The sequence below is a fragment of the Nonomuraea sp. NPDC003560 genome, assembly GCF_042878785.1.
In the GTDB taxonomy this organism is placed as follows: domain Bacteria; phylum Actinomycetota; class Actinomycetes; order Streptosporangiales; family Streptosporangiaceae; genus Nonomuraea.
Genome location: NZ_JBIAOF010000007.1, coordinates 257,912 through 276,507 on the forward strand (window position 1 = coordinate 257,912; position 18,596 = coordinate 276,507).

The window sequence follows — 18,596 nt, forward strand, 5'->3', positions numbered from 1 at the left end:
GAGCTCCGAAACTTTCTCGGTCGATCGCCGCAGGTCGTCGTAATGCTGTTCGATGAATCTGCTTGAAAGTTTCTGTAGTTGATTGACATATTTCGGCATGGTCATCACACTCGCGATCGAGCTTCCGTACCCGCCGCCCGCCTTGGAGGCAGACCATGATCAGGAAGTTGCTCATCCTCGGCGCCGCGTGCACGTTCGCCGCGGGCCTCGCGCTGACCTGGGCCACCACCCCCTCGAACGCCGCCGACTGCAGTGGCGGCTACGTCGGCCTCACCTACGACGACGGCCCCAACCCCGCCACCACCTCCAGCCTGCTCAACGCGCTGACCTCCAACGGCCTGCGGGCCACGATGTTCAACGTCGGCCAGAACGCGCAGAACAACCAGGCCCTGGTCCGCGCCCAGCAGAACGCGGGCATGTGGATCGGCAACCACAGCTGGACCCACCCGCACCTGACGCAGCTAAGCGCCGCCCAGATGCAGTCCGAGCTGCAACGCACCCAGCAGGCGATCCAGCAGGCCACCGGCGCCGCGCCGAGGCTGTTCAGGCCGCCGTACGGGGAGACCAACGCCACCCTCCGGTCGGTCGAGCAGCAACTCGGCCTCACCGAGATCATCTGGGACGTCGACTCCCAGGACTGGAACGGCGCGAGCACCGCCCAGATCGTCCAGGCCGCCGGCCGGCTGCAGAACGGCCAGGTCATCCTGATGCACGACAACTACGCGACGACCATCGCCGCGATCCCGCAGATCGCCGCGAACCTGCGCGCCCGCAACATGTGCGCGGGCATGATCTCGCCGGTGACCGGCCGGGCCGTCGCGCCCGACGGGAGCGGCCCGACCACCCCGCCCTCGTCCCCGCCGCCCGGCGGCGGCGCCTGCACGGCGACCGTGTCGGCGGGCCAGCAGTGGGCCGACCGCTTCAACCTGTCGGTCGCGGTCTCCGGCACGAACTCCTGGATCGTCACCGTCACCGTGCGCAGCCCGCAGAAGATCATCGCCACTTGGAACGGCACCCCGACCTGGGACGGCACCGGCAACGTCATGACGATGCGGCCGAACGGCAACGGCAACACCTTCGGGTTCACCGTCCAGCACAACGGCGACTGGAGCTGGCCCGCGGTCTCCTGCCGGGTGGGGTGAGGCCCGTCCCGGTATGGAATGCTCTCCGCCATGCTGATAAGGAACGGGACAATTGACGACATTTCCCCGATCGTGGCGTTGCACGTGGAGAGCTGGCGTACGGCCTACGCGGGCATCATGCCCGACGGTTTCCTGAACGGCCCCCTGGACGACGACCGGCTCGCGCTCTGGCGGGAGCGGCTGGACCCGCCCGTCCGGGGGGCTGGCCTGTTCGTCGGCCACGACGACGAGGGGAAGCTGCTCGGCTTCGCCTACCTGCTGCCGGCCCCGGACGGCCGGATCCTGCTCGACAACCTGCACGTGCGGCCCGGGAGCACGGGCTCCGGCGCCGGATCGCGCCTGTTGCGGCACGGACTGGCCTGGGCGGCGGACGAGCATCCCGGCCGGGAGGTCTACCTGGAGGTGCTCAGGGCGAACACCCGGGCCATCGGCTTCTACGAACGGCACGGCGCGCGCCGCACCGACGAGCGGATGTGCCGTTTCCAGCAGGGGTTCGAGCTGCCCGAGCTGGAGTACGCCTGGGTGAGCTGACCCTCCGGCGACGCGCGCCGCGAGCGGACGGCCGGGTCGTCAGGTGAGGGCGTCGCGTGTCCAGGAGCCCAGGACCAGCAGGGATTTGGTGCCGGTGACGTTGCCGGCCCGGCGCAGCCGGTCGATGACCTGCTGGAGGTGTCCGAGGTCGCGCACCCGTACGTGGATGAGGGCGTCGGGGTCGCCGGCGATGGTGAAGACGGCCTGCACCTCGGGCACGTCCGTCGCCGTGCGGACGATCTCGCCCACCGGCGTGGTCCCCGGGTACCGCAGCTCGGTGAACGCCTCGATGCCCCAGCCGAGCTTGGCGTAGTCGATCTGGACGGTGAACCCGGTGATCACCCCGATCTCCCTGAGCCGGTCGACCCGCCGCTTGACCGCCGCCACCGACAGCCCGACCTGCTCGGCCATCTCGGAGAAGGTGCGGCGGCCGTCCTCGCGCAGCAGCCGGAGCACGTGATGGTCGATGTCGTCGATGTCCGGCATGTGAGAATCCTCCTTGGTGACGCAAAGTTCTTCTGCGCCAGAATCGCCCAGCTCACATTATTTGCGTCTTCGTTGTGGTTTCACGTCTGATACTTGCGCACAGTAGCTCTCCGTTGCTGTGCTGGGAAACCCCACATACGCATTGCCCGCCAGGAGGTTCGCGTGAGCGTGAACAGCGCGACCGTGTCGCTCGACGACAAGTACGCCGCGCCGGACGGCCGGGTGCTGATCTCCGGCATCCAGGCCCTCGTCCGGCTGACCCTCGAACAGCGGCGCCTGGACCGGGACCGCGGCCTGAACACCAGGGCCTTCGTCTCCGGCTACCAGGGCTCCCCGCTGGGCGGCCTGGACCTGGAGATGGGCCGCGCGGCCCGCTTCCTGGACGAGGCCGGCGTCGTCTTCCAGCCCGGACTCAACGAGGAGCTGGCCGCGACGGCCGTGGCCGGCACGCAGCTCCTCGGCCAGGTCCCCGGCCGCAGCCACGACGGCGTCACCGCCTTCTGGTACGGCAAGAACCCCGGCCTCGACCGCGCCGCCGACGCCATCAGGCACGGCAACATGGCCGGCACCGCCGCGCTGGGCGGCGCGGTGGCCTGGATCGGCGACGACCCCGGCTGCAAGTCCTCCACCGTGCCCAGCTCGTGCGAGCCGATGTGCCAGAGCCTGTCGATGCCGCTGCTCGCGCCCGGCTCGGTGGCCGAGATCATCGAGTTCGGCCTGCACGCGGTCGCCCTGTCCCGCGCCACCGGCCTGTGGACGGGCCTGAAGATCGTCGCCGACATCGCCGACGCCTCGGCCACCGTCGAGCTGGGCGCGCCGTACGACATCCCCACCCCTGACCACGCCGACCGCGGCAAGTCACCGATCCTGGTCGGCCCCTCCGCCCTGGACGCCGAGTACGACCTGCTCACCCGCAGGCTGGAGCTGGCCCGCGACTACGGCCGCAGGCACGGGCTCAACCGCGTCATGCGCGACGCCCCCCGCGCCACCCTCGGCGTCCTGGCCTCCGGCACCACGTACGCCGTGGTCCTGCGCGCCCTGGCCGACCTCGGGCTGGACGAGAGCGCCACCGAGGACCTCGGGCTGCGCCTGATCCGGCTGGGCATGCCCTTCCCGCTGGCCGAGGCCGACCTGGCCGCCATGACCTCCGACCTCGACCGGGTGCTGGTGGTCGAGGACAAGGTGCCGTTCCTGGAAGGGCAGCTCAAGCAGGCCCTCTACGGCGGTGAGCGCGCCCCCGTCGTGTCGGGCCGGGACCTGCTGACCGCCCGCGGCACCCTCGGCGCCGAGGACGTCGCCAAGGCGCTGGCCGCCTGCCTCGGCCCCGACCGGCTCCCGCGCGGGACGGTCCACCTGTCCCGGCCCGCGTCCGCCGCGCGCCGCCTGCTGCCGATGGTCGCCGCGCGCACGCCGTACTTCTGCTCGGGCTGCCCGCACAACTCCTCCACCCGCACGTCCGACGACACGCTGGTCGGCGTCGGCATCGGCTGCCACGCCATGATCGCCCTCGACGGGCACGGCCGCGGCACCCAGATCGGCATCACCCAGATGGGCGGCGAGGGCGCCCAGTGGATCGGGCTCGCGCCGTTCACCCGGGACCGGCACTTCGTGCAGAACCTCGGCGACGGCACCTTCCACCACTCCGGCTCCCTGGCCGTGCGGGCCGCGGTGGCGGCCGGGGTGACGATGACCTACAAACTGCTCTACAACGACGCCGTCGCCATGACCGGCGGCCAGCGCGCCGAAGGGCGGCTCGACGTGCCCGCGCTCACGCGCTCGCTGGCCGAGGAGGGCGTGCGCAGGATCGTCATCACCACGCCGGAGCCGGAGACGTACCGCGGGGTGCGGCTCGCGCCGATCGCCTCCGTGCGGCACCGCGACGACCTCGCCGACGTCGAGCGCGAGCTGGCCGCCCTCGACGGCGTGACCGTCCTGCTGCACGACGACAAGTGCGCGGCCGAGGAGCGGCGGTTGCGCAAGCGCGGCAAGCTGCCCACCCCGACGGCGAAGGTCGTGGTCAACGAGCGCGTCTGCGAGGGCTGCGGCGACTGCGGCGACGTCTCGACGTGCCTGTCCGTCCAGCCCGTCGAGACCGAGTACGGCCGCAAGACGCGCATCCACCAGCCGTCCTGCAACTCCGACCTGAGCTGCCTCAAGGGCGACTGCCCGTCGTTCCTGCTGGTCGAGCCCGGCACCAGGGCGCCGCGCGAGCTGCCGCCGCTGCCCGTCCGGCTGCCGGAGCCGGTCGTCAGGCTCGACGGCGACGCCGAGACGCTGATCCGGATGCCCGGCATCGGCGGCACCGGCGTCGTCACGGTCTCGCAGATCCTTCAGATGGCCGCCCACCTCGACGGCCTGCACGCCGCCGGCATCGAGCAGACCGGCCTCGCGCAGAAGGGCGGCCCGGTCGTCAGCGACGTGCGCATCGCCAAGCGGCCGGTGGACGGCTCGGTGCGCGCCTCGCGCGGCACGGCCGACGTGCTGATCGGGTTCGACCTGCTCGGGGTCGCCGCCGACGCCAACCTCGCCGTCGCCGCGCCCGGCCGGACGGTCGCCGTGGTGAACACCTCCATCGTGCCCACCGCCGCCATGGTCACCGGACGGGCGACCGTGCCCGGCTCCTCGGCCGACGCCGTGGTCAGGCTGGAGTCGGCCACGGAGGGCGCGGACAACCTGTACCTCGACGCCCACGAGCTGTCCGAGGCGCTGTTCGGCGACCACATGCCGGCCAACATGCTGCTGGTCGGCGCGGCGTACCAGCACGGCTGCCTGCCCGTCTCGGCCGCCTCGATCGAGGCGGCGATCAGGCTCAACAAGGCCGCCGTCGAGAAGAACCTCGCGGCCTTCCGCTGGGGCCGGGCCGCCGTCGCCGACCGTGAGGCGGTACGCCGGGCCGCGCTCGCCGAGCCCGCCGAGCGGCCCGCGCCCGGCCTGGAGGAGACGCTGGCCCTGCGGGTGGCGGACCTGACCGGCTACCAGAACCAGACCTACGCCCGTACGTACGAGACCGACGTCAGGCGCGTGACCGCCGAGGCGGCCAGGCGGGCGGGGGAGGAGGCCGGCGCGCGCGTCGGGCTCGCCTACGCCCGCTCCCTGCACAAGCTCATGGCCTACAAGGACGAGTACGAGGTCGCCCGGCTGCACCTCGACCCCGAGGAGCAGGCCAGGCGCGAGCGCGAGTACGGCGCCGACGCGGTCGTGTCCGTGATGCTGCACCCGCCGCTGCTGCGCGCGATGGGCATGAAGCGCAAGATCCGGCTGCGCCGCTCCGCGCCGGTGCTGTTCCGCGGCCTGCGGGCCGCGCGCGTGCTGCGCGGGACCGCCCTCGACGTGTTCGGCCAGGCCGAGGTCCGCCGGGTCGAAAGGGAACTGATCACCGAATATCGTGATCTCATGCGTGCCGCCCTCGCCCGGCTGACCCCCGGCACGATCGACGCCGTCGCCGAGATCGCCGGCCTTCCCGAGTCGATCCGCGGGTACGAGGACATCAAGCTCGCCCGCGTCGCCGAGTTCCGTGAGCGGGCCGCGGCCGCCCTGGCCCGCCTCGCCGAAGCCGCACCCAAGGAGTCGTCGTGACCGTTGACCGCCTGCTCCCCGACCAGGACGCCAAAGACCTGATCGAGCTGACCCGCGACATCGCCGACAAGGAGCTCGCGCGCCGGGTCGACGAGCACGAGCGCGCGGAGACGTACCCGGAGGGGCTGTTCGCCACCCTCGGCGCGGCCGGACTGCTCGGCCTGCCCTACCCCGAGGAGTTCGGCGGGGGCGGGCAGCCGTACGAGGTGTACCTCCAGGTGATCGAGGAGCTGGCGGCCCGCTGGGCGGCGGTCGCGGTGGCGACGAGCGTGCACACGCTGGCCTGCTTCCCCGTGGCCGCGTACGGCACCCCCGAGCAGCGCGAACGCTGGCTGCCCGACATGCTGGCCGGACGGATCGTCGGCGGCTACAGCCTGTCGGAGCCGCAGGCGGGCTCGGACGCGGGCGCGCTCACCTGCCGGGCCGAGCGCACCGAGAGCGGCGACTACCGCATCACCGGCAACAAGGCCTGGATCACCCATGGCGGCATCGCCGACTTCTACGCCCTGTTCGCCCGCACCGGCGAGCGCATCTCCTGCTTCCTCGCCCCCGGCGCGGCCGAAGGGCTCACGTTCGGCCGCCCCGAGGAGAAGATGGGCCTGCACGCCGTGCCGACCACCAGCGCCCACTGGGACGGCGCCGTCATCGACGGCGACCGGCTGATCGGCGAGGAGGGCCAGGGCCTGCAGATCGCCTTCAGCGCCCTCGACTCCGGCCGGCTCGGCATCGCGGCCTGCGCCGTCGGCCTGGCCCAGGCGGCCCTCGACGAGGCCGTCGCCTACGCCAAGGAGCGGCAGACCTTCGGCAAGCGCATCATCGACCACCAGGGCCTCGGCTTCCTGCTGGCCGACATGGCGGCGGGAGTGGACAGCGCGCGGGCGACGTACCTGGACGCCGCCCGCCGCCGCGACGCCGGCCTCGACTACGGCCGGCAGGCCAGCGTGGCCAAACTGGTCGCCACGGACACCGCGATGAAGGTCACGACGGACGCGGTCCAGGTGTTCGGCGGCTACGGCTACACCAGGGAGTTCCGGGTGGAGCGCTACATGCGCGAAGCCAAGATCATGCAAATCTTCGAGGGCACCAACCAGATCCAGCGCATGGTCATCGCCCGACACCTGGCCAGATAGCCTTTGGGCGCGAGAGCGCTGATCGCTGGTCGGCGTTTTCTGCCCCTGTTCCGTCGCTGTTCCGTCGGAGTCCAGCGAGGGCTCCGACGGTTGATCGTTCAGTGTTCGCGCGGGCGTCACGGAGAGTGATAGAGATCTATCGGCGGGGCGCCGAAGTCTGGTGGGCGATCGCCGGTGGCGACTGCCTGTCAATCTGCCCGGCCACCGTGTGCCGGATCATCCAGCGCCTCGCCCACTGCTGGCCCTACGCCCAGCACAGCGGCCGGCCGAGGCCGCGGAGCGGCTGTGGCACTCGGTGACGGGGTCAGACCCGGGCTTGTTCTTCGAGCCTGGCCTGTGCGGCCTCGGCCGACTTCGACTTGCGGCGGCTGGGCATCCACCAGTTGGCCTTGCCGAACAGTTCCATGACTGCCGGGACGAGGACCATCCGGACGATGGTGGCGTCGATGAGCACGGCGACGGCCATCCCCAGGCCGCCCTGTTTGACGGCGATGTCAGGCCCGAGCAGGGAGGTGGTGAAGACGGCGACCATGATCGCGGCCGCGGCCGTGATGACCTTGGCGGTCCCCGCCAGCCCTCGGGCAACCGCTGTGCGGGTGTCGCCCGTTCGCTCGTACTCCTCACGGACCCGTGAGATCAGGAAGACCTGGTAGTCCATCGAAAGGCCGAACAGGACCGGGAACATCATCATCGGGACCCAGGTCGTGACCGGCATCGCGGCGGGGAAGCCGAGCGCGGGGCCGAGCCATCCCCACTGGACGACCGCGACGATCACGCCGTAGGCGGCGCCGATGGACAGCAGGTTCATCACGGCGGCCTGCAGGGCGATCGTGACCGACCGGACCAGCGCGATCAGCAGCACCATGGAGATCGCGATGACGACTGCGATCATCAGGGGCAGGCGGGAGCCGGACTCCTCGGCGAGGTCGATGGTGGCGGCGTTCGGGCCTCCGATGAGTACTGATTGGCCGCCGGGCGCATTGGGCAGCACGCTGTCGCGGAGCTTGTGCACCAGGTTCGCGGTCGCCTCGTCCTGGTACCCGGTCTCAGGGAAGGCGATGAAGGTGGCGGCCTGCCCGTCCTTGCTGACCCGGGCTGGTGTGGCGTAGGCGATGCCGTCGGTGTTGCGGACCGTTTCGACGACGGGACTCAGGTCGGCGTCGGTGGAGTGGACCCTCGTGGTGAAGATCAGCGGTGCGCTGTAGCCGGGGCCGAAGCCCTCGGAAAGGATCTTGTAGGAGGTGTGGCTGCTCCTGTCGTGAGGCTGGACACTGGCGTCAGGCTGGCTCAGCCGCATGGACAGCGTGGGTGCGGCCAGCACCAGCAGGGCCGCGCCGGCCAGCGTCGCGGCGATCACCGGCCTGCGCTGGACCGTGCCGGCCCAGCGCTCGGCAGGGGTACGTCGCTGCCGGGACGGATCGGTGACGGACCGGTTCCCGCGGGGTGTGCGACGGGGCAGGCGCAGCGCGTTGATCTTGTAGCCGGTGAAGCCCAGGAACGCGGGCAGCAGGGTCACCGCGGCGATCATCGTCACCAGCACGATCACCGACGTGGCGACGGCCACCCCGGTCATCAACCGCTGTCCCATGACGGCCAGGCCGAGCAACGCGATCACGACGGTGACGCCGGCGAACAGCACCGCGTGACCGGCAGTGGTGATGGCCTTGACCGTGGCGCTCTCGGGGGCATCGCCATCCTTCAGGCTGTCCTTGTATCGGGTCACGATGAACAGGGCGTAGTCGATGCCGACACCGAGCCCGATCATCGCGCCGAAGGCCAACGTGAAGTCGGGCCCGGGAACCAGGTACCCGACCAGCTTCATCAGCGCGAGGCCGGCTACGATCGCCAGGAGGGCGGTCACGATCGGCAAGCCCATGGCCACCAGCGAGCCGAAGGCGATGAACAAGATCACCGCTGCCGCCAGGAGGCCGACGCTCTCGGCCGGGCCCTGCGGGGGCGTCTCGGCCTTCTCCGCCATGTACCCGCTCAGGGCAAGCGTGACGTCGCCGCCGGAGGCCGCCTTGACCATGTCCACCAGGGGCTTGACCTCGGTCTTGTCCACCTCCTTGTCGCTCAGCGGGATGGTCGTGCGGGCGATCCGACGGTCCGCCGTCACCAGGTTCTTGTCGTCATACGGCGAAGTCATCGGTCCGGAGACCGGAGAGTCGGCGAGCCCGGCGAGGACCTTCTCGATCTTCTGCCGGGCGGTGGGATCATCGATTCCCTTTTCCGCCTTGATCGCGAGGGTCAGCGTGTCGCCTTGCTGCTCGGGGAAATGCCGCTCGATCAGTTCCTGAGCCTTGGCGGATTCGGAGTTTCCGCCGGAGAAGTCGTTGTCGGGGGCTGCGCCGTATCCGAAGCCGACCAATGCCACGGCGATCACACCGACGATCCAGGTGAGCAGCACCAGACGGCGGCGCCGATAACAGAACCGGGCCAGCCTCCCCAGCGCTCCATCGGTACGGGAAGTCTCGGCTCTCAATTCTTCTCCTCCAGTCGTTTTGTGGATGGGGCAGATTCCAGCCTGAATTCGCAGGTCATCCCTTTTCCTGAGTTCGGTCGGGGGGCTGGGGCAGGTGGCGGCACCTGAGCAGGGCGAGTGATCAGGTGCCGCCAGGACCGGAGCTGTCTCATCGGCGGGCGGCCCTTCGCCCGATGTGCTCTCGTGGCACGCTGAATCAGGAGACCCTGACCTGGCCGTCGATCACCTTCACCGGGATCTCGATCAGCGGTGCGCGCGCCGGCCCTCCGGTCACCTGTCCGTTCTCATCGAAGGTGGAGCCGTGGCAGGGGCAACGAAACCCAGGTCCGACGTAGGAGACCGGGCAGCCCTGATGGGTGCACCTGGCGTTGAACGCCAGGAACGTGTCCGGGGCCGGGTGCAGAAGATAGGCAGGTGCCCCGCTTGGCGCGGTGAAGCTCTTCGACGATCCGACGGCGATGTCGGCGGCGGCAGCGATCATCGGCCCGCTCCCCGCCCCTGGGCTCGCTGATTCCCTCGGCGAGCCGGCGGGGCGCCGTGAGAGTGCCAGGGCGCTCCCCGCGGCCACCCCGACAGCGGCCGTCGTCGTCGCGATCAGACCGCCCCGCAGCACGGTACGTCGCTTGACGTCGTTCTGTACGGCCGCGCTTTCGTCCGGCGTGCTGCGCATCGGCAGCCCGAGCTTGTGACGCACCTTCGCACGCAGCCAGGCGGTCAATGACAACACCCCGGCGTCGCCCATTATCAGCAGCGGGGTCCATGCGAAAGCGAAAACAATGTCGGCGCCGTAATAGTACGGACTGGTCGTCCAGCTCACCGTCAGGAAGAAGCTGACCGACAGGAGGACGCCGCCGAGAGCGGCGAGCCGGGTGAACAGTCCGAGGACGGTACCGAGTCCGACCGCGATCTCCCCGAAGGCGATCGTCAGGCCTGTGACGACCGACTGGTCGGCGGTCAGCGACAGCAGTGAGCCGATCGGGGAGGTCTCGGCGGCCTGCAGCATCTGGGAGTGGACGCCAAGCGGTGCGGTTTCGTCCAAGTAGTGCGTGTCGAAGAGCTTGGAGAGACCGGCGTACACCAGGGTGCCGCCGAGAAAGGCGCGCAGCGGCAGCAGCGCCCAGAGCGGTGACCGCAGCGGGGAACCCCCGCGCATCGTGGTCATTCGGTGGCTGAGGTGATCATGAAGCCGGTGCACATTTCGTCGCTCGAGCCGTCGCCCCACACCACGTATCGCGGTGGGAGCTTGCTCAGCGACGGCACTTGCCGCCGCAGGGTGGCGTCGTGGGTACAGGTGACCCGCAGCGTGTCTCCTGGCTTGACGCCGACAGGGGTGGGCAACGGCTGGGTCTTCTGGTTGTCGAAGTCGAAGTTGGGGACGTCGAGCAAGGTCTGAGCCTGGGCGGTGCCGGGATTGAGCTCGACCTTGATCGAGCGCCCGAGCATGTGCATGTGTCCCAGCGCCGCGTACACCGTCATGGGCTGTCGAACCGGATAGTCGCAGCGCTGGGTGTCGCCGGGCACCGGCTTGCCGCTGCCGCACAGTTCCAGCAGTTGCTGCGCGATACCGCCGACTCTGTCGCCGAAGCGCTTGGTGACATCCGCGACCGACGCGGCGCGCTCGCACAGCGCACCGGACTCACCACTGGCGCAGGGCAGTTCGATCGGTGCCTGCAGGGGGAGAGTGCGTAGCGGTTCGGTGGCCGATGTGCCGTCGGTCAGTCGCAACCGGACGCTGGACCGGTCCGTTTCGCCTGGGCGGCCGTCGGTGGCCAGCAGGTTGTAATGCGCCTGAACGACGATCAGGCTGCCGGGCTTGACGGGGAAGCCGACGTCCTGCTTGAGGACGCTCTCCGTGCCGTTGGGGGTCCAGGCGCTGGCGTAGGTTCCCGCCACCCGGCCCAGCCCGGTGTCGCCGAAACAGGTCCAGCCCGGGCCCGGCGTCTCGGCGTCCTTGGCGTGCGCCAGTGTCGCGGCCTCGGGTCCGATCACCTGGACGACGGCGTGGTGCACGAGTTCGCGTTCTGGGGCTGGAACAGGGCTCCGGTCAGGAACATCGACCTGGTCACGTGTGGATCGACCAGCAGGCACCGATAGTCGTCGGTGCCGCCGTTGGGAGCGGACGGTGTATAGGACTCCGGCATGGTCAGGTTGAGAAACCGCTCGCCGGTTCGCAACGGCTGTGATGCCGCGGGAGAGGAGGTGCCATGACCGGCGTGCGGGGCGTCGGCCGCGGAATCCGTGGAGTCCGACGCACAGGCGGTGAGACCCGTCGCCATGGTCAGCGAACACGCTGCCAGGGCGATCATTCGCCGGTGCTTCATCCGTTTCCTCATGATGACCTCTCGTGTCTGGGGTGTTTCCAGGAGATTCCTGGCTTCACGGGCACGCCCACGCCGGCAAGGAACTGTGCTGCGACAGCCGGCAGCAGCCTCGCCGGGTTGGTGAAAGGCCTACGTACGACCCGCGCCTTCGAGTCGTCCGGCTCCACGACCTTCGCCTGCTCGGCGACGGCATCCGGCTGACAGGCTGTCCATGGAGGCGTCCGTAGGTCTTGCGTGGATTCCATCGTCGCGTTGCCGAGCGTCCGCCGCCTCCGACGGCGGACGGCAGCGTCTACGCAGTTCTACGTAGGCTCCCTCGTGCCCGGCTACGTCCGTCGTCGTAGGCGGTCGCGCTTCTGGGCGGAGTGTTCTCACGAGCGGGAACCATAGGATCTCGGCATGAAACATCGCGTGGTGTCGTTGCGCCTGCCGCTGCCTGCGCAGGAGGCGTTGCTCGCGCTGCTCATCACCGTGATGCAGGTTCAGGGGACGATCGTCCGCAATGCCGACGAGGTGGTACAGCGCCCTCTTGCCGACCTCGGACACCTGGGATATGTCCTGCTGATCGTGAGTGGCGTGGTCATCGCCTTCCGCCGTCGGTGGCCGGTGCCGGTGTTCGTCATCACCGCGCTCACCAGCTTGGTGTACTACGGCCTCGACTTCCCGGACGGGCCCAGTGCGCTCTCGCTCGTGGTCGCCCTCTACACCCTCGCCGCCTTCGGCGACGGGCGCCGGTCGCTGGTGATCGCCGGCGTGGGCACCTCGGTACTGGCCGTCGGCTGGCTGGTCGCCGCGGCCGACATCGAGCCACGCGTCGCCATCGGCTGGGTGTACTTCCGGATCGGCGCGTCGGTCATGAGCGCGGCCCTCGGCGAGTCCTTCCGGTCCCGGCAGGTCATCGCCGCCGAAGCTCAGGAGCGCGCCGAGTTGGCTGAACGGACTCGCGAGGAGGAAGCGCGGGCACGGGTCGACGCCGAACGGCTCCGGATCGCCCGTGAAGTCCACGACACCGTCGCGCACGCCATAGCGATCATCAACGTCCAGTCCGGTGTCACCGCGCACGTGCTCGACAAGCGGCCGGAAGTGGCGCGCGAGGCGCTGCGCGTCATCGAGCAGACCAGCTCCCGGGCGCTGCGGGAGATGCGGGCCATCCTCGGGGTGCTCCGCGACGACGACGGCGACGACAACAGCAACGGGCGCGTGCCGTACCCCGGTCTGGGGCAGATCGACGAACTCGCCGCCAAGGCACGTGAGGCGGGACTCGACATCAAGGTCGAGGAGACCTCGCCCGCGGCGCCGCTGCCGAGCGCGGTGGGAAGTGCCGCCTACCGCATCCTTCAGGAATCGATCACCAACGTGGTCCGCCACGTCGGTCCGACTCGGGTGACGGTGGCGCTGAACCCCGGGGTCGAGGTCTTGGAGATCCGGGTGACCGACGAAGGCCGCCGTACCGCCTCAGATCACGACTCCGCGGATCCACGCCCAGCAGGCCGGCATACGAGTGGCACGGGCAGCTCGGCCACGTCCGGCCGCGGGATCGTCGGCATGCGCGAGCGCTGCCGGCTGCTGGGCGGAGAACTCGACGCCGGGCCGATCGCAGGCGGCGGCTTCGAAGTCAAGGCACGACTGCCCCTCGCGCCGACCGGGGCGCGCCTGTGAACGCGGCGGCCGCCTCACGCTTGACCAACGCTCCGATCAACGTGCTGCTCGCCGATGACGAGAGGCTGGTGCGATCCGGGTTCAAGGTCCTGCTCGACCTTGAGGACGACATCACGGTGGTGGGGGAAGCCACCAACGGCGCCGAAGCCGTCGAGCTGGCCCGCGCCACCCGTCCCGACGTCGTCCTCATGGACATCCGCATGCCGAAGCTGGACGGCATCCAAGCCACCGCCCAAATCGCCGAGACGCACGGGTTGGAGCAGGTCCGCGTCCTCATCCTCACCACCTACGACACCGACGAGTACGTCTTCGAGGCACTACAAGCCGGCGCCAGCGGCTTCCTGCTCAAAGACGCCGGCCCGGCCGAGCTCCTGCATGCCATCCGGGTGATCGCCGCCGGAGACGCGCTGCTCGCGCCGCGGGTCACCCGACGCCTCATCGCGCAGGTCACCGCGCGACGAACAGCCGCCCATGCCGGAGAGGGCCGGCTCACGGTACTGACCCAGCGCGAGCGCGAGGTGCTGGCCCTGGTGGGACAGGGCCTGAGCAACGACGAGATCGGCGCCGAGTTGTTTCTCAGCCCGGCCACCGCACGCACCCATGTCAGCCGCGCGATGACGAAACTGGCTGCGCGCGACCGTGCCCAACTGGTCGTCATCGCTTATCAAACAGGGCTGGTCAGCCCTGCGATGTAGGGCACGGCCACGCCGCGACCCAGCGAAGAAGATCATGTCCTTGTCGAAGGCCGCGGCCTGCCCGTCGTAGCCCTTCCAGAGCGGACAGCTCCGGACCGGTCGCGTGCAGCGTCAGGAACGGTTCCAGCCGGATCGACGGCATGTCGTAGGCCGACGTCAGCTTCGACCTCGGCTCGCTGGGCTGATCGGACGGTGTTCGGCGCCTGCCGATCATCACATCAGCCCAGGTGATGACTCTGCACGGGCTTCGCGTGGCGTGCGCGAGCTCCGGCTTCCCGGCAGACGGAAGCGCAGCCGAAGCGGCTCGCCGAGAGCTTCGATGTCGCTCAAGGTCACAGGGCCGTGCGCGTCGCCCATCTGCGTCACCCGCTCGCACAGGGTGGGCTCGACCACCGTCGCCGGAGCTGTAGTCGTTGCTCGAGATCAGCAAGTCAGTCTGACGCCCAGTTCCGCGTCCGCGACGCCGTCGTCAGATTCCGATCGCTGAGCAGGGTCCGGGTCAGGCCACGGCAGATCTCCGGAGAAGGAGAGCGCCGGCCCGGTCACGGGCCGGCCGCCCTTGCTCACCGGCCGACCGGTCCGGCGAGCTCGCCGCTCAACGTGTCCGGCGTGTTGAAGGTGCCCTGCCGGTTGATCGTGTGCCAGCGCAGCCGTACACCGAGGACAGCCGTGGCCACCGACTGGATCACCACGAGGTACATCAACTGGCGGTAGACGAACTGCTGCAGCGGCAGCACCCACAGCGCCGAAGCCCGCTCGCCGTCGAGGCGCAACGCGTACCAGCCGGTCCCGGCCTGCACGGCGACGAATCCGGCCCACACCGCGACGACCGGCAGCGGATCGCCCACCGCCGTGCTGTAGAAGGCCATGAGGTCCACCACGGGCGCGAGAAGCGGCAGCACCACCTGGAAAAGGATCAGGTAACCCAGGCAGCGGCGGCCGAAGGGCGCCTCTTCCAGCAGCGAACGCCGGTGCTTCCACATGGCCTGCAGGGTGCCGTAGCACCAACGGTAGCGCTGCTTCCACAGCTGGCCGAGCGTCGTCGGGGCCTCGGTCCAGGCCAGCGCCTTCTCCTCGTACACCACCCGCCAGCCGGCCCGGCACAGCGCCATCGTCAGGTCGGTGTCCTCGGCGAGCGTGTCCGTACTCACCCCGCCCAGCGCCACCAGCGCCGAACGACGGAACGCCCCGATCGCGCCCGGAACGGTCGCCATGCAGTCAAGCAGCTCGAAAGCGCGCCGGTCCAAGTTGAACCCGATCACGTACTCGATGTGCTGCCAGCGTCCGATCATGCCGCGCCGGTTGCCCACCTTGGTGTTACCGCTGACCGCACCGATGGCCGGATCGGCGAGCTGGCGGACGAGGTGCCCGATCGTGGCGGGCTCGAAGACGGTGTCACCGTCCACCATGATCAGGATTTCGTGGGAGGCCTGCGTGATGCCGATGTTGAGCGCCGAAGGCTTGCCTCCGTTCGGCTTCGTGATCACGCGGACGTTGTCGTAGCCGAGTGCCGACGCCAGTTCGGCGGTGCGGTCGGTAGAGCCGTCATCGACCACCAGCACCTCCACCTGGCCCTGGTACGACGTGGTGACCAGCGAGCGGACCGTCGCCTGGATCCCGGCCTGCTCGTTGTAGGCCGGGACGATGACGGTTACGGGAGGCGGCGCGGCCCAGTCGGGGGCACGGCCCTTGCGGCGGCGTCCGCCTCGGGTGCGGTGGGCGTGCAGCATCGCGAGCACCGCGAAGAACGCCAGCCGGCCCGCTGTGAGTACTCCGGCGACGAGCAGCGCCCACGACAGGGCCGTGGTGAACCAGCCGGAGGCGCGCTGGGCGAATGAGAACATCGTGCCCACGAACCACTCCCCGCCACCCGCCTTCTGATGCGCCGACGGCATGCCCAACGCGTCGGTCACGGTGGCTGTCCGGTACTTGCGTGCGGTGAGCTCCCGCAGGGCGCGGTCCAGAGCGTCGACGGTCTGGCTCCGGTTCCCGCCCGAATCGTGCATCATCACGATCGCGCCCCGATCCCCATTGGGAATCGACGAAGCGGTGATCTTGTCGGCGCCGGGGTGACTCCAGTCCTTGGTGTCGAGGTCCGTGAGCGTGACCAGGTAGCCCTGGCTCGCCGCCACGCGCAGCCCCTCCCACTGGGGGACGGTGATCGAGCGCGGCGTCGAGGAGTACGGCGGGCGTACCAGCGTGGTGTGCAGGCCCGTCGCGCCGGCCAGCGCGTGCTGGGTCAGCGACAGCTCCAGCCGCAGCCGCCACGCCGGTACGGACGCCAGGTCGGCATGGGTGTAGGTGTGGTTACCGATCTCGTGGCCCTCGGCGACGATCCGCCGGACGAGTTCGGGATGCTGGGCGGCCTTCGAGCCGACCAGGAAGAAAGTGGCCTTGGCATCGTAGCGCCGCAGCACGTCCAGCACCTTCGGCGTCCACTCCGGATCGGGGCCGTCGTCGAACGTCAGGGCAATCGTGCGCGCAGGCAGACGCGCGCTCGCCGGTTTGCCGTCAGTCAGGTTGAGCACGGGGCCGCCACGGCGAGCCCGCTCCAGGTCGGGGCTCGGGCGGTCGGTGGCGGGCGGGACGGCCTGGGTCTCGCCCGCGACGTTGGTCACGTAGCCGTTGAGGACGAGCATGGCGGAGACCAGCAGAAGTCCGGTGACCAGCAGGAACCAGTGGCCTCGCGGATCTGTCCGCTTCCTGGACGCCGGCGCGGAGACCCCGTCCATGGGCGGCCGGGCCACCGGCGGCCGTGTCCTGGGTGCCCGGCTCCGGCGTCGCCCGGATGGCGGTCCTTCGGGGGGCGCGCCTTCGTGCGGCTGCTGTCCGTGCGGAGGCTGGGCTTGCGGTGGCTGCCCGTGCGGCGGCTGCCCGAATGGCGGCTGCGGGTGCTGTGGGGCAACCGGTGAGTGGCCAGTGACGAGGTGGGGATCCTTTCCGTCAGGCACGGCGTGGCGGCTCACCTCTTCGGGCCCCTCGTCTTGTCAGAGTCGTGTCCTGGCGGCATGTCGCGGCCCGGCGGATCCAGCTCGGTCGGCACGGGCTCGGTCGTGGGCTCGGGTCCGGCGCTGTCCTGGTCGGTCGGCTCGCTGCCCGGCTCGGCGCTCGGCTGTCTGGTCGCGGGACGTCCCCTGGCGTCCGTGGTCCTCACCGGCAAGGGCTCCTGCTGGTTCCGCACCCCCGTCGGCTGGGCCGTGGGGGAGGAGGGTTCGGTACGGGCGGGGGTCGTCGCCGGCGGCCGGCTTGCTTGGACGGTGCGGCGGGGTGTCGCCGTAGGGCTCGTACGGTCGGGTGAAGCCGTGTCGGCCGGGCCGCCGGAGCGGTCCCCGGGCCAGCCGTTCACGGAGAGCGTCGTGCCGGAGAAGATTCCGCCGACCACGACGATCAGCATCCCGAACACGACCACGCTGCCGACGATCGAGCCGAACATGACGAGCCGCCGGCGACGGCCGCTGTGGTCCACGAACACGGCGGTGGGAGGCGGCTCGACGGCGCTGGTAGGCGCCTCGAAGACAGCCGTGGGAGGCGGCTCAGGGCGGTGATGCTCTAGGGACACGAGCTGAAATCGTAGTGACAAATGGGGAGAGGTGACCATCAAGCGCCTGTTTGACAGGACTGGCCGGGACTGGTGCGGCCGGTGTCCGCTGGAGTGGATCAGGTACTCGTGCAGCGCGAAGGCCAGGCGGCGTTCGCTGAGGGATCAGGGGCCGGTCCAGAAGTGCACGGCGCGGAGTGCCGCTGACGCGCTCACAGATGGTGTCCATCCTCGTGATCGGCGGCAGGGTCGTGATGATCCGCAGCCCTTCACTCATCTCATCGCGCAGCAGAACAGGCGGTCCCGGGTTTGCACGATCGGGCCGGTGGCGTGCTGTCGTGGACCGCACGACAGGCACCACTGCGAGGCTCTGGCCCGTAGCCGGCAGGCGCGCCCACCCCGGGCAGCCTCCTTGCCGCCGCCGTCTTCACCGCTCGTGGAGCTGACCGGTGATGGTCACTCCGGCCGCCTCGCGGCCGTCCTGGTTGAAGAAGATCCGCACGGCGGTGATCAAGGTGAGCGCCTGCGCCAGTTGCGTGATGAGCAGCCCGCAGAACGAGCGCCACCACGACCTGGTCAGTCCTTCCATTGCGGCAGGGCCAGGCACGCCGGGGCAAGGGGAGCTGCGACGACCAGTAGGGTCGTCATCGCCGCCCGGAAGATGAAGGCGATCAGGAGCAGGACCAGCAGAATGATCGCGACCAGCTCGAGCAGGATGTAGAAGATCTGCATGCCCTCGGGCGGGATGATCAGCGCGCGGATGGAGTTGGCGGCACGCTCGGTGTCGAAGTCCTGGGTGAGCAGCGCGGTCGAGATCGCGTTGGCAAGCTCGATCGTCTTGGTGGTCAGGAAGAAGCTGAGGTTGGCGGCGAGGAACGCCACGACCAGCAGGGTGAACGCGCTGTTGGCCAGCAGCGGCATCGCGTGTGACAGGTCCTGGACGCGCGCCTCGCCGACCAGGTCCGGCGTGGAGCGCCAGCGCGTCACCCGGCTGGGCCCAATGCTCACGTCCACGCCCACTGCGCTCAGAATCAGG

At 70.0% G+C, this 18,596-nt stretch carries 15 protein-coding genes; 7 read left to right on the top strand and 8 right to left on the bottom strand.

Features of this window, described 5'->3' with window-relative positions; genetic code table 11:
• Positions 1–155: 155 nt before the first annotated feature.
• The gene (locus ACFYUV_RS27765; RefSeq protein WP_387672720.1) at positions 156–1,142 is read left to right on the top strand and encodes a polysaccharide deacetylase family protein; all 987 of its coding nucleotides are present in this window, start codon (positions 156–158) and stop codon (positions 1,140–1,142) included.
• Between the two features lie 72 nt (positions 1,143–1,214).
• On the top strand, positions 1,215–1,673 hold the full coding sequence (locus tag ACFYUV_RS27770) for a GNAT family N-acetyltransferase (protein ID WP_387672723.1): 459 nt from the start codon (positions 1,215–1,217) through the stop codon (positions 1,671–1,673).
• A 39-nt stretch (positions 1,674–1,712) separates the two neighbouring features.
• Here ACFYUV_RS27770 and ACFYUV_RS27775 read toward each other — a convergent pair whose 3' ends face one another.
• A complete protein-coding gene (locus tag ACFYUV_RS27775; protein ID WP_387672726.1) occupies positions 1,713–2,159 on the bottom strand; it encodes an Lrp/AsnC family transcriptional regulator in 447 nt (148 codons plus the stop codon).
• A 141-nt stretch (positions 2,160–2,300) separates the two neighbouring features.
• Between ACFYUV_RS27775 and ACFYUV_RS27780 the strand changes: the two genes are divergently transcribed.
• Together ACFYUV_RS27780 and ACFYUV_RS27785 are read left to right on the top strand one after the other, a co-directional pair.
• Positions 2,301–5,735 (top strand): indolepyruvate ferredoxin oxidoreductase family protein, encoded by a 3,435-nt coding sequence (locus tag ACFYUV_RS27780; RefSeq protein ID WP_387673236.1) that lies wholly within the window; start codon positions 2,301–2,303, stop codon positions 5,733–5,735.
• Positions 5,732–6,865: an acyl-CoA dehydrogenase family protein gene (locus tag ACFYUV_RS27785; RefSeq protein ID WP_387672729.1), complete on the top strand. Its 1,134-nt coding sequence runs from the start codon at positions 5,732–5,734 to the stop codon at positions 6,863–6,865. The genes ACFYUV_RS27780 and ACFYUV_RS27785 overlap by 4 nt, the downstream gene beginning before the upstream one ends.
• Before the next feature lie 304 nt (positions 6,866–7,169).
• Here ACFYUV_RS27785 and ACFYUV_RS27790 read toward each other — a convergent pair whose 3' ends face one another.
• The 4 genes from ACFYUV_RS27790 to ACFYUV_RS27805 all read right to left on the bottom strand — a co-directional run bounded on the left by ACFYUV_RS27790 (position 7,170) and on the right by ACFYUV_RS27805 (position 11,521).
• Positions 7,170–9,347, bottom strand: a complete 2,178-nt coding sequence (locus tag ACFYUV_RS27790; protein WP_387672731.1) for an MMPL family transporter — start codon at positions 9,345–9,347, stop codon at positions 7,170–7,172.
• Positions 9,348–9,543: 196 nt separating this feature from the next.
• Entirely contained in the window at positions 9,544–10,509 is a 966-nt protein-coding gene (locus ACFYUV_RS27795; RefSeq protein WP_387672734.1) for a Rieske 2Fe-2S domain-containing protein, read from the bottom strand.
• Complete coding sequence (locus ACFYUV_RS27800; RefSeq protein ID WP_387672737.1) at positions 10,506–11,357, bottom strand: monooxygenase; 852 nt, start codon at positions 11,355–11,357, stop codon at positions 10,506–10,508. The genes ACFYUV_RS27795 and ACFYUV_RS27800 overlap by 4 nt, the downstream gene beginning before the upstream one ends.
• Entirely contained in the window at positions 11,333–11,521 is a 189-nt protein-coding gene (locus ACFYUV_RS27805; RefSeq protein ID WP_387672740.1) for a hypothetical protein, read from the bottom strand. The genes ACFYUV_RS27800 and ACFYUV_RS27805 overlap by 25 nt, the downstream gene beginning before the upstream one ends.
• A gap of 546 nt (positions 11,522–12,067) precedes the next feature.
• On the opposite strand from ACFYUV_RS27805, the gene ACFYUV_RS27810 reads away from it, so the two are divergent.
• Both ACFYUV_RS27810 and ACFYUV_RS27815 read left to right on the top strand, forming a co-directional pair.
• Positions 12,068–13,327, top strand: coding sequence for a sensor histidine kinase (locus tag ACFYUV_RS27810; protein ID WP_387672743.1), 1,260 nt, complete (start codon positions 12,068–12,070; stop codon positions 13,325–13,327).
• On the top strand, positions 13,324–14,022 hold the full coding sequence (locus ACFYUV_RS27815; RefSeq protein ID WP_387672746.1) for a response regulator: 699 nt from the start codon (positions 13,324–13,326) through the stop codon (positions 14,020–14,022). The genes ACFYUV_RS27810 and ACFYUV_RS27815 overlap by 4 nt, the downstream gene beginning before the upstream one ends.
• A 563-nt stretch (positions 14,023–14,585) precedes the next feature.
• On the opposite strand, the gene ACFYUV_RS27820 is transcribed toward ACFYUV_RS27815, so the two are convergent.
• On the bottom strand, positions 14,586–16,640 hold the full coding sequence (locus tag ACFYUV_RS27820) for a bifunctional polysaccharide deacetylase/glycosyltransferase family 2 protein (protein ID WP_387672749.1): 2,055 nt from the start codon (positions 16,638–16,640) through the stop codon (positions 14,586–14,588).
• A 390-nt stretch (positions 16,641–17,030) separates the two neighbouring features.
• On the opposite strand from ACFYUV_RS27820, the gene ACFYUV_RS27825 reads away from it, so the two are divergent.
• Entirely contained in the window at positions 17,031–17,567 is a 537-nt protein-coding gene (locus ACFYUV_RS27825; protein ID WP_387672752.1) for a hypothetical protein, read from the top strand.
• 420 nt (positions 17,568–17,987) lie between these two features.
• On the opposite strand, the gene ACFYUV_RS27830 is transcribed toward ACFYUV_RS27825, so the two are convergent.
• Together ACFYUV_RS27830 and ACFYUV_RS27835 are read right to left on the bottom strand one after the other, a co-directional pair.
• Positions 17,988–18,149 (bottom strand): hypothetical protein, encoded by a 162-nt coding sequence (locus ACFYUV_RS27830; RefSeq protein WP_387672754.1) that lies wholly within the window; start codon positions 18,147–18,149, stop codon positions 17,988–17,990.
• Positions 18,137–18,574, bottom strand: coding sequence for a hypothetical protein (locus ACFYUV_RS27835; protein ID WP_387672757.1), 438 nt, complete (start codon positions 18,572–18,574; stop codon positions 18,137–18,139). The genes ACFYUV_RS27830 and ACFYUV_RS27835 overlap by 13 nt, the downstream gene beginning before the upstream one ends.
• Between the last annotated feature and the right edge of the window lie 22 nt (positions 18,575–18,596).